Raw genomic sequence first — 12,062 nt, forward strand, 5'->3', positions numbered from 1 at the left:
TTAATGCAGCTTTAAACTGATTTAGTTGATTCCCTCTCTAATAGTTCTGGTTCAATTACTACTCTTCCTATCCTTTGTCCTTGAATTATATTAAATAGTAAATTTGCTGCCGCTTCACCAATTTTTGCTGTATCCTGCTTTACTGTTGTTATTTTTGGTGAAATGCACTGTGAAAGATAGATACCATCAAATCCAATTATTGATATATCATCTGGTATTGAGTATCCTAAGTCGTTTAGCCTGTTTACTACACCAATTGCCATGATATCACTTGCACAAAATATAGCAGTTACATCCCTATGCCTATTAATTAATCTTTCTACTGCTTCTTCTGCACCTTTATCTGTAAAATCAGCATATTCTATTAATGAATTATCAACGGTTAAACCATATCTATTATGGGCTAAAAAATATCCATCTAATCTTTCATAGCTTACATAGGCATCCTTGTGACCATTTATAAAACCTATCTTTTTATGACCTAACTTAATAAGATATTCAACTGCTAAGAATGCTCCCTTTGTATTATCAACTCCGACACATCCAACATATGGATTATTTATGTTTATATCATATAGAACACAAGGCTTATCTATCTGAGAAAGCTCTCTATAGTATTCATCTGTCATTTTAAGGCCCATTATAAACATTCCATCTAATTGCTTGTCTGTAAAAAGTTTAGATAACTTTTCATTTTTCTGTACATCAGATGTCGTTGATAAAAGCACTGTTTCATAACCTAATTTAGTAGCTGTGTTTTTAAAATTCATAAGTATCTCAAAAACAAGAGGATTTAGCATTCCAGATAGATCATAGTCTTCTACAAGCATGCCTAGTCTAAAATTTCTATTTGAGCTTAAACTTCTAGCAATTATATTAGGCTTATATCCAAGTTCCTCTGCAATTTTTAATATTTGTTCTCTTGTTTCTGGATTTATATCGCTATAGTTATTAAAGGCTCTTGAAACAGTGCTTACAGAAACACCTGCTTTTTTTGCTACATCCTTTATAGTTACAGTCTTGTTTTCCATAAATCCACCTCACAAATTACTTTTATATTAATAGTATTACATCTGTAAGCACCATTCAAGCTACAAAGCAGCTAAGCTTATCTTGATACAACCAACTTTTTATTTGCCTCAACTCTATAGTCTTTACCATAAACCTTAACATCAATATCCTTTTCTGAAGTGATATTTACATCATTCTTATCCACAGTAACAACAACCTTTGAGCCTCTCCAGTTTATTGTATAAGTAAATTCTTCCCAAACATCTGGTATCCATGGATTGAAGTTTGGAACTTCATTTTCATCAACGCTAAATCCACCAAATCCAAATACAGCACTTTGCCATGATCCACCAGTTGATGCAGCGTGTAATCCATGTCCTGCATTCCCTTGATTATCTTCAAGGTCTGTTAGTATAGTTTTTAAGAAGTATTTATATGAATTTTGAGTATCTCCAACAGTAAGCCCCATTATTGAGTACATTGATGGGCTAAGTGATGACTTATGCATTGTTCTCTTTTCGTAGTATTCGTAATTGATCTTCTTTGACTCTAGATCAAATTCTTCTCCTAAAACAAGCATGAGCATAACAACATCAGGTTGCTTTATAAGTTGTGTTTCGTGAAGCTTGTATCCTTTTAAATCTGGCCATACAGGCATTCCATTTTCATCGTATTCTGTAATTTGTATATCCACTAAATCAAAGTATCCTTCAAATTGCTCAATCAACTTTCCATCCTTAGCCATTGGTATATATATTTTATTTAGCTTATCTTCCCATTCTTTAAAATCTACATCTGATATTCCTAATTGATTACATAGAGTTTCATATTTTGTAAAGTCCTTTTCCTTTAGCCACTCTTTAACCTCTAGGGCCTTTTTCATATTCCATTTAGCAAGGTAGTTTGTGTAAACATTATTATTTACATGTTCATGGAATTCATCTGGTCCTATTACCCTATTTATCTCATATCTGTCTTCCTTCTCATTATATTCCAATCTACTATTCCAGAACTTTGCTGTATCAAGAAGTATTTCTGTACCATAGTTTATAAGGAACTCTTCATCTTTAGTTGCTCTAAAATATTCCCATATACCAAAGGCTATATCTGAGTTTATATGATATTCCTCATCACCTGTCCATATTCTAACTGGGTTGCCGTCATAATCAACTCCCCACTTTGGAGTAACCTCCATACCATCATCTGCTGACTCCCATGGGAATTGAGCTCCCTTAAATCCATTAAGCTGAGCGTTTCTTCTTGCTCCATCTAATGTGTTATATCTGTACATTAATAAAGACTTTGCAACCTCAGGGTTTGTATAAACAAAGAATGGAAGCATAAATATTTCTGTATCCCAGAAAACATGTCCCTTATATCCTTCACCATGAAGTGCCTTTGCTGCAACACTTACCCTTGGATCGTCAGCATAGGCAGATGATGCAAGCTGGAACATGTTAAACCTTATTCCCACCTGAGCTGTATCATCACCCTTTATTTTTATATCCATTCCATCCCAAAGCTTTGTCCAAACAATTGAATGTTCCTCTTTTTCCTTTTCATAACCTTCATTTACAAAATCAACAAGCTCCTTATGGGCTACTGCAAATAACTCTTCCTTTGTATCCCTTGATGTATATGTCACTCCATATTTATAAACCACATATTCTTTACCTTCTTCTACAAAGAACTCATAAAGCTCCCTTACTCTTTCACCTAACTTTGCATATTTTCTTATCTTAAATACATTTCCATGCTCATCTTTAGATAAAACCTTTGTAGCCTCAACTATTTCAATTTTGTTATCATATGTTCTTGTTTTTAATGCAATTCCAGGCTTTAAATCTAAAGCATCTACTACCTCAAAATGTTTTGTTAACCATGCTGGATCCTGAGCACTGTTTACCACAGTTCCATCTATAATATTTTCAATAAACATCTTAGCTTTAAAGTTTACTGGTATAATTGTGTATTTAGCTGCCCATCTATGAACATTCTTTCTGCTTACAAATCTTTCAGTTTTTATTTCAACAATTCTTCCACTTTTAAGTTCTAACTTATAGTTTGAATATAAAATACCATTTTTCATATCTAAAGTTCTATTGAAATCTAAAACATTTGCCTTATCTATATCAACTAATTCATTATCAACATATATATTGAACACAAGAGGATCTTGACAGTTTACAATTTCGGTAACTTGTGCTGTATTTTTATCAAATACTCCAGCTATAAAATTTCCTCTTTCGCCTACCTTTGAAAATTCTATTGCTCCTCTAATCCCTCTGTAGCCATTTGCTAATGTAAATATAGTTTCATATTTTCTATTTTGATTTGAATTGTATTCCTTTAGTTCAACATTCCATAACTTGTCCATTGCTCTCCTCCTGTTTCGTAAACGTTTTTGTTCATTTTCATTATATATTAATCCAAAAACGTTTTCAATAGTTTTTTGAAAAAATTTTTAGACGATTTAAACTTCAATTTTCTCTGTTTTTCATCAAAAATCTTCATTTTTCTATGTCTGAAAACATATCCTTTTCTCACTTATTTAATATATTAAAATTTTTTATCATTTTTTCAAAACATTTTTGTATAAAATCTACTTTATTTACAAAATCGTTTTTGTTATAATTGATTAAGAGTTAAGCTAAAAGGAGGCCAAAGAGGATGATAAAAGGATGTATATTTGACCTAGATGGAGTTATTGTTGATACAGCAAAATATCACTATCTTGCTTGGAAGAGACTTGCAAATGAATTAGGCTTTGAATTTACAGAAGAGGATAATGAAAGACTTAAAGGTGTAAGCAGAATGAAATCCCTTGAAATATTACTTGAAATCGGGAACAAACAATTTGATGAAGAAACAAAAATTAAACTTGCTGAAAAAAAGAATGGCTGGTATGTTGAATACATATCTAAAATGGATGAAAGTGAAATATTAGATGGAGTTAAAGATTTCCTAACTGAGCTGAGAGAAAAGGGAATAAAGATATCATTAGGCTCTGTAAGTAAAAATGCAATGACAATACTTAAGAACATAAATCTTCTTCCATACTTTGATGCAGTAATAGATGGGACAAAGGTTACAAATGCAAAACCTGATCCTGAAGTATTTTTAAAAGCTGCTCAAGAACTTGGATTAAAACCAGAAGAATGCTGTGTTTTTGAAGATGCAGTTGCTGGAATTGAAGCAGCAAGACGAGCAAATATGAAGGTAATTGGAGTTGGATCACCTGAAATTTTAGGTGATGCAGATAAAGTTATAAGCGGATTTAAAGGAGTTACATCAGATATACTAAATTTCTAAAAATAAAAGGATAAGTCTCTGCTCCCCCTTCGACTTATCCTTTTATTTTTAACTCCTTTTCAAATATATAATACTCATAACAACTATAACTATACCTATTATCTGTATTGGTTTAAGTACCTCGTTTAAAAATATAAAACCAAGCACAGCAGAGGAAGGTATCTCAAGTGTACTTATTATTGAAGTGTTAACGGGACCTATATGTTTTATTGCTGCATATAAAAGAGTTAGGGGAATTATTTCACAAAACAGAGCCAAGTTTAATGCATTGTTAATTGATACAACATCTACATAAGGTAGTTTAAATATAAAGTTATGATTAAATACTAACAATACTATTAGTGAAAATAATGTTGTGTAAAAAGTAATTACAAGCTCATTTACATCCTCAACAATCTCCTCTGCATATATGTTCATAGCTGAATAAAAAACAGCAGATAATAGACCGTATATAATACCTTTGTATATATCATAAGTTAATTCAATATTAAATAGATTCAAAACAAGTATACTACCTACAAACGCAAAAATTATAGATATTATTTTTTTATATCCAATTCTCACCCTTTTAAAAACAGAAGAATAAATCGCAACCATTGATGGATAGGTATAAAGAAGAAGGGTTGCCTCAGCTGCATTTAAATATTTAAAAGAAGTATAAAAAAATACAGTCATTAGGGTATTAAATATTGCACCCTGTATAAATAATTTTTTAAATAAACTTTTATTAAGTTTCAAAGATTCCCTATATTTTAATAGACAAATAATAAATAGAATTACTCCTGCTATTATATATTGAAGCATTAATAGATCTACAGGTGAAAAATTGTTGCTATATCCCTCTTTAACAAAAATACCGGCTGAACCAAATAGTACAGCCGAGACTATTGCATATATAAATCCCTTTGTCTTCATCTACATCAGTCCTTTTTTATTGCTCTATCTTTAAGCACTTTATAAATTTCGTCATAAATTATATCATACTTTTGCCTGTTATATAAAGGTAAATTTTTAAAATATGTTTTAACTCCAAGTGGTCTAAAGGGTATTAGTACAAGTCTAGTATAATCATTTAAGTTTTTTATAAGCTCTGCTAAATATTTAACCTGCTCTACACTATCGTTATATCCTTCTACTAAAACATATCTAACCTCATATAAAAGATCTGTTTTGGCAAGCAATTTTAAATTTTTAAGAACAGTTTCATTTGAAACCCCTGTTAGAAATCTATGAGTATTATCATCTATTGCTTTAACATCCATCATAAATCCATCAACACATGAAATCAACCTATTTAAATCATTTTCATTTATAAGCCCATTTGTATCTATAAAGGCTGTAAGATTGCTTTTTTGTTTAACCTTCTCTACAACATCAACAATAAAATCTGTCTGAAGAGTACACTCTCCACCTGAAAAGGTTATACCATCTAAAAAAATTTCATTATCAAGTATAATTTTAACAAGTTCATCCGACTGCATTTCAAAATATTTAGGAGAGGAAAATTCACTACATACCTCAAGACACCTATCACAGCCAATACACTTTTGCTTATTATAATTTATTTTACCTTCTTTTATACTCAAGGCTCCTTGGCTACAAACTTCTAAACATCTTCCACAATTAATACACATTCTTTGTGTCTCTGGATTATGACAATAAAGACAACCCATATTACATCCCTGCAAAAATATAGCCATTCTGTTTCCAGGTCCATCTATAAAACTATTTTCAATGATCTTATTTATATACCCCTTCATTCAACCTCTCTAACCCTTCTATCTAATGTTTTATTATTCTTTATACTCTCTGCACCAAGCTTTACAGTATCTTCACGAAGCACTTCACCGCGATTATACTTTTCTATATCACTTCTTTTAACAAGATATCCTGTTATTCTTATAAGCTCTGAATCACTTGTATTTAGAGCAAAAACTTTTATACCACTCTTCATTGCTGCATCTATTATTTTCATAACTCCATCAACATTTTGCCTTGCAGTTTTGTCAAAGACATAGATATCGCTTACACCTGTATTGAAGTATTTATGAAGCCTTCCTTCTGTTTTTATCTGATTATATATGCTTGGCTCATTACCTATTTTTATTCTAACTCCTGCAGTTACATCTATGTCAGAATCAATGCCTGATTGAGCATGAAAGCCTATTTTTCCGTCTGTTCCAAAGCATCCATATCCTTCATTGCTATCTATTACTTCCTTAATTTTATCTAAAATTTCTTCACCATATTTTAGCGCTTCTTCATCATGTCCAAGCTTAAGCCCTTTTAAAGTTTCAATACATTCATATAGACCAAATATACCTGCCATGGAAGTAAAGTTATTTATATCTATAAGCCCTTCTTTTGCAAGGAAGGATGTTTCAAAAAATTTTGCTTCTTCAACTATAAACTTTGCCCTAGCGTTTATTACTTCACAAAGAGAATCTACTACATTTGGTAGAACATTGTCTATAAAATCTCTATAATCCTTTGCCTCCTGAGATGCCTTCTTTAAATTCAACCTTACTAATGTATAGCTTCCTCCACCTATCTTTAGAGTATTATAACAGCTTGCAATTCCATAGTTTTCTCCTAGCAGATTCTTTATCTCCTCATGGTTTACAAAATATGGTTTACCAATCTCAAGTGCTACCTCTGCAGCGAATTTTGCAAAATCTAGAGGTGTTTCCTCCTTTGAATATTTAAGTGATATGTTTGGAACTGCCTTTTTAAGCTCTCTTTCTATTTCTAAAATAATCCTTCCTGCTCTTGTTTCCTTAGGACCTATATTCATGTGAACAAATGCATCGGGTAGAGTCTTTTCTATATTTATTAATAACATCTTAATAAGGTTTCTAGCTTCTCCTTCTGAAACAGTATCTAAAAAGTTTTCAAGTATATAGTCAAGCTGTCCAACATAGACAGGGTATCCTGTTATAGATGGAACATATTGATATATAACCATAAGTGCATTAACCACTTCATACATATCCTTTGGAGGTTTTATTCCTAAATACTCACTTCCATTTTTTATATACTTCTCATAGTCTGGAAGTATATATCTTGGTCTATAAGGAGCATGGCCCTCAAATATATCGCATAAAATACCCTTTTTTAAGTGTTTTTCAGTCTTAACACTTAAATTTACATAGCTTAAAGTATTCTCAGCAGCAAGCGCTAAAAGATGTCTTTTTTCCTTATAGTCTATGTTAGTGTTTGATATAATTTCAAAAACATTCATAAAATCACCTCAATTTTAGTATACCACAGCCAAGTATTTTGTAAAATAAATAATAGGTTACGTTAAGTTTAACTTAAACGTAACCTATAAAATACACATTACTTTGTAGATTTTTCAATTATAATATCTAGTAGCTGTGAAAAACTTATTCCTGCTGCCTTTGCACTCTTTGGGAATAGGCTGTTTCTTGTCATTCCTGGAAGCGTGTTAACCTCTAAAATGTATGGTACCCCTTCTTTTATAATCATATCCACTCTAGCATATACCCTGCATTTTAAAAGTTCATAAGTTTTAACAGCCATAAATTCTATCTTTTGCTGAAGCTCCTTTTCAAATTCCACAACAAATTCATCTGCTCCACCATCTGCATATTTTGAAGTATAGTCAAAGAAAGCTGATTTTGGCTTTATTGCAAGTATTGGAAGCATCTTACCATCAAGTATTGGGCAAGTTATCTCATCACCCTTAATATATTCTTCTATCATAACTTCTGTATCATATTTAAGGGCCTCTTCAACTGCCTCCATAAGTTCTTTATCGTTATTAACTATCCTTGTTGCAACACTTGAACCACCTGAATTTGGCTTTACAACAACAGGATATCCTATTTTGTTTACCTCATTAATATCAAAATTTAAATCCCTAACTACTATCCAATTAGCAGTATTTAGTCCACCAAATCTTAATATTCTCTTTGTCATATCTTTATCCATACAAACTGCACTAGATAGTACTCCACATCCTGAATAAGGTATATTTAAAGTTTCAAGAACACCCTGTACTGTTCCATCCTCTCCAAAGTGTCCATGAAGAGCTATAAATGCAAAGTCTATTCCCTTAACCTTTTCTATAAGCTCTTCCTTTTTATCTATTTGAATTGGTATAACTTCATATTTTGACTTATCTAGATTATTTACTATTTCCATTCCTGTTTTTAGTGATATTTCTCTTTCTGTAGATATTCCACCCATTATTACTCCAATTTTCATTCTAATCCCTCCATTTTTTTTACTACATCTCCTATTATTTTAAAACCTCTCTCTATTTCCTCGTTTGTTACCCTCGATATTCCAAGCCTTAATGTATTTTTTCCCTTTTCATCTATATAGAATATATCCCCTGGAGTAAATATTACATTTTTCTTTAGACATTCCTTCAACACATCCCTTGAAGATGCTCTATTTAGCTCCAAAAATAGATGCAATCCTCCCTCGCCTAATATTCTTTTATGAGGAATATACTTTTTGGCACATTCAAGTGCCCACTCAAACTTATCTCTGTAAATCCTCTTTACTTTATTAATATACTTTTCAAGATTTCCACCATTTAAATATTCGTATAATATAGCTTGATCTAAAAAGGATGTGTGTATATTAAGGCTTCTTTTTAAACTTTCAATATAGTTTATTAATTCTTCATCTGCCAGTATCCATCCTATCCTTAATCCTGGGAAGAGTACCTTTGAAAAACTACTTATATATATTATGCTATTTCCTTCATCAAGTGCAGCAAGTGGTAGTATATGGGAACTATAATATCTTAGCTCCTCATTAAATCCATCCTCTATTATAGGAATTTTATACATTCTTGTAATATCAAGTATCTTAAGCCTATTTTCTGGTGAAAAAACAACTCCTGTAGGATTATGATAGGATGGTGTTAAGTATAAAAATTTAGGATTTGATTTTTTAATTTTTTCTTCTAGCATATCTGTATTAAGCCCATAATCCTCAATATCAATAGGCCTTAAATTTAATCCCTTTAACTTCATTATATTTATTGCTGTGCTATGGGTTGGATTTTCACAAAGCACTACATCATCTTTTTCAACAACAGCATTTAAAACTAAATTTAATGCTTCTGTATAACCATTTGTAATTAAAACATCCTTCCCATCTAGGGATATCCCCTTTAACTTTAAGTATTTTTTTATTTCATCTATAAGAGGCCTATAACCCTTTGCATAACCGTAGTTTAATATTTTTCCTTCTTCTATTGAAATTCTACTTAAAAAGGCTCTCTTTAGCTCATCTATATCAAATATATTAGGATCTGGGGATATGCTTTTAAAAGAAATCATCCCCTTTTCCCATCTTGCTTCATGTTTTGTAATATCAAGCTTATCCGAAAGTATGGCTAAGTTTGTTACCCTTTCTCTCCAATTAATTCTATAGGATTTTTTCTCATGCTTTTGTATTTTAGAGACAAAATAACCCTTTGCCTTCCTCTGATATATAAATCCCTCATCTTCTAAATAATTATAGGCCTCAATGATTGTATTTCTTGAAACACCTAAAATCTTTGAAAGTTCCCTTGTAGACGGCAATCTTGTATCAGCCTGTATTATTCCTTTTAATATAAGCTCCTTAACATAATCTTTAACCTGAAGATAATAGGGCTTATCTTCATTTAACTTAAAATCATCAAACATACACTATCACCTAATTATATTGTGGCATATTTAAAACAAAAAATAAAGGACCACAGAATATATTTGTTTTATATTCTGTGGTCCCAAAATACATTATACAGTTACTGTTTCTGTTTTAACATTATCTATCTTTTCCATAGTTATTCCTGTATATCCATAGAATATTGAAACAAGTGGATTAATTAGATTTAAGAATGCATATGGTAGGTATGCAAATGGATGTACTCCTAATGTACTGTACATAAATGCTCCACATGTATTCCATGGAACAAGTGGTGATGTTAATGTTCCTGAATCTTCTAGGCATCTTGATAGATTCTTTGGATGTAGTCCTTTTTTATCAAATGCATTCTTATACATTCTTCCTGGTATAACAATTGATAGATATTGGTCTCCTGAAACAAAGTTAGTAAATATACATGAAATTATTGTTACTAGAACTAAGGAACCTGTGCTATCTGAGAATGAAAGCAGTCCTTCTGCAAGCACTTCAAGGAATCCTGCCTTTTCCATTATACCTCCAAATGTCATAGCACAAAGAATAAGTGATACTGTATACATCATGCTTTGAAGACCACCACGAGTAAGAAGCTTATCCACTATTTCAAAACCTGTTTCTGACACATAACCATCATTTAATACATTTATAATTGTACCAATTGATTGATGTTGGAATACTGCTGCAAATACTGCACCTAAAAGTGTTCCAGTAAATAATCCTGGTATTGCTGGAACCTTCTTAACAACCATTATAATAACAATAATTGGTGGAATAAGTAGCCATAAACTTATTGAGAATTGATTTGAAAGTGCATCTAATATTTGATTTATTTTTCCATAATCAAGTTCCTTACCTGCATACTTAGCACCCAATATTCCATATAAAACAAGTGATATAAGTAAGCTTGGACCAGTTGTATATATCATGTGTCTTACATGGTCAAATAATGTAGCTCCTGCCATTGCTGGTGCAAGGTTTGTTGTATCTGAAAGTGGTGACATCTTGTCTCCAAAGTATGCACCAGATATAATCGCACCCGCAACCATTGGTAGTGGAATTCCAAGTCCTTGTCCAACTCCAAGAAGTGCTATACCTACCGTACCTGCTGTTGTCCATGAACTACCTGTTGCAAGTGAAACTATACAACATATTATTGTTGTTGCAACTAAGAATATACCTGGTGATAAAATCTTTAAACCATAATAAATCATTGCTGGAACAGTACCTGATATTATCCATGCACCTATTACTGTTCCTATAATCATAAGAATGATGATTGCTTGCATTGACATTGAAATAGTATCTATAATTCCCTTTTCTAAGTCTTGCCACTTGTAGCCAACTTTAATTGCCATAAGTCCTGCAACTAATGCAGCAAATACAAGTGGAATGTGTGGGCTTCCCTGAAATTTAATGATTGTAACTGAAAGAAACACCACTAAAGCAATAACTGGAATTAACGCCTCCCAAACAGCAGGCCTTCTTGGAATGTTTGACATATGTTACCCCCATCCTTTCAATAAGGTTTATTTTAATATAATTTTAACATCATAATTATACACCCGCAAGAATTTTTGAAATATTCTTAAAATATAACAATTCGATAAAATACGACACATAAAATGCAAATACTTTTGCATATTTTAACAATTTAATATTTTATCATACTAAACTGTACTTTTAAGATTATACTATCAATCTTATAATTATGCAATACCTTTTATAAAATTAATTTTGTTAAATAATTGACTCTAAATATTAATTAAACATATTATTTTATTCAATTGGTTAACATAATAATAGAAATTTTTTCTAATAAAAATTTAGGGAGGTATTATATGAATAGACATGTTATTGATTTGCTATCACTTATTGCTGTTGTTGTAGGAGGTGTAAACTTAGGACTTACTGCACTTTTAGGATATGACCCTCTTGCAACTATACTTGGTGGATATACAACTTATTATACAAAGGTTGCATACATAATAATTGGAGCTGCTTCTCTTTGGACATTTTATGCATACCTTTTAACCCCAGGAGAACAAGAAGTGTCACCTAGGTGACAC

Annotated in this window: 10 protein-coding genes; 2 read left to right on the top strand and 8 right to left on the bottom strand. The window is 31.5% G+C overall.

Going from position 1 to position 12,062, the window contains the following annotated elements; all coding sequences use genetic code 11:
* Window positions 1-11: 11 nt before the first annotated feature.
* On the bottom strand, window positions 12-1,031 hold the full coding sequence (locus tag TCEL_RS08435; RefSeq protein WP_018663140.1) for a LacI family DNA-binding transcriptional regulator: 1,020 nt from the start codon (window positions 1,029-1,031) through the stop codon (window positions 12-14).
* Window positions 1,032-1,108: 77 nt separating this feature from the next.
* Entirely contained in the window at window positions 1,109-3,388 is a 2,280-nt protein-coding gene (locus tag TCEL_RS08440; protein ID WP_018663142.1) for a glycoside hydrolase family 65 protein, read from the bottom strand.
* Window positions 3,389-3,681: 293 nt separating this feature from the next.
* Between TCEL_RS08440 and pgmB the strand changes: the two genes are divergently transcribed.
* Window positions 3,682-4,323, top strand: coding sequence for a beta-phosphoglucomutase (gene pgmB / locus TCEL_RS08445; RefSeq protein ID WP_018663144.1), 642 nt, complete (start codon window positions 3,682-3,684; stop codon window positions 4,321-4,323).
* 48 nt (window positions 4,324-4,371) lie between these two features.
* Here the strand turns inward: pgmB and TCEL_RS08450 are convergent, their stop codons facing one another.
* The 6 genes from TCEL_RS08450 to nhaC form a co-directional block, all read right to left on the bottom strand.
* Window positions 4,372-5,238 carry a DMT family transporter gene (locus tag TCEL_RS08450; RefSeq protein WP_018663146.1) on the bottom strand — a complete coding sequence of 289 codons (867 nt, stop codon included), beginning with the start codon at window positions 5,236-5,238 and terminating at the stop codon, window positions 4,372-4,374.
* Window positions 5,239-5,243: 5 nt separating this feature from the next.
* Window positions 5,244-6,083, bottom strand: a complete 840-nt coding sequence (locus TCEL_RS08455; protein WP_018663148.1) for a YjjW family glycine radical enzyme activase — start codon at window positions 6,081-6,083, stop codon at window positions 5,244-5,246.
* Complete coding sequence (locus tag TCEL_RS08460; RefSeq protein WP_018663150.1) at window positions 6,080-7,564, bottom strand: YjjI family glycine radical enzyme; 1,485 nt, start codon at window positions 7,562-7,564, stop codon at window positions 6,080-6,082. Before TCEL_RS08460 ends, TCEL_RS08455 begins: the two co-directional genes overlap by 4 nt.
* Window positions 7,565-7,662: 98 nt before the next feature.
* The gene (locus TCEL_RS08465; RefSeq protein ID WP_018663152.1) at window positions 7,663-8,553 is read right to left on the bottom strand and encodes a D-alanine--D-alanine ligase; all 891 of its coding nucleotides are present in this window, start codon (window positions 8,551-8,553) and stop codon (window positions 7,663-7,665) included.
* Window positions 8,550-9,995, bottom strand: coding sequence for a MocR-like pyridoxine biosynthesis transcription factor PdxR (pdxR, locus tag TCEL_RS08470; RefSeq protein WP_018663154.1), 1,446 nt, complete (start codon window positions 9,993-9,995; stop codon window positions 8,550-8,552). Before pdxR ends, TCEL_RS08465 begins: the two co-directional genes overlap by 4 nt.
* 93 nt (window positions 9,996-10,088) lie before the next feature.
* Complete coding sequence (nhaC, locus tag TCEL_RS08475) at window positions 10,089-11,495, bottom strand: Na+/H+ antiporter NhaC (RefSeq protein ID WP_018663156.1); 1,407 nt, start codon at window positions 11,493-11,495, stop codon at window positions 10,089-10,091.
* A gap of 339 nt (window positions 11,496-11,834) precedes the next feature.
* Here nhaC and TCEL_RS08480 point away from each other — a divergent pair, with 339 nt between their 5' ends.
* Window positions 11,835-12,059 carry a DUF378 domain-containing protein gene (locus tag TCEL_RS08480; RefSeq protein ID WP_018663158.1) on the top strand — a complete coding sequence of 75 codons (225 nt, stop codon included), beginning with the start codon at window positions 11,835-11,837 and terminating at the stop codon, window positions 12,057-12,059.
* Window positions 12,060-12,062 lie beyond the last annotated feature (3 nt).

The organism is Thermobrachium celere DSM 8682, from assembly GCF_000430995.1.
Taxonomy (GTDB): domain Bacteria; phylum Bacillota; class Clostridia; order Clostridiales; family Caloramatoraceae; genus Thermobrachium; species Thermobrachium celere.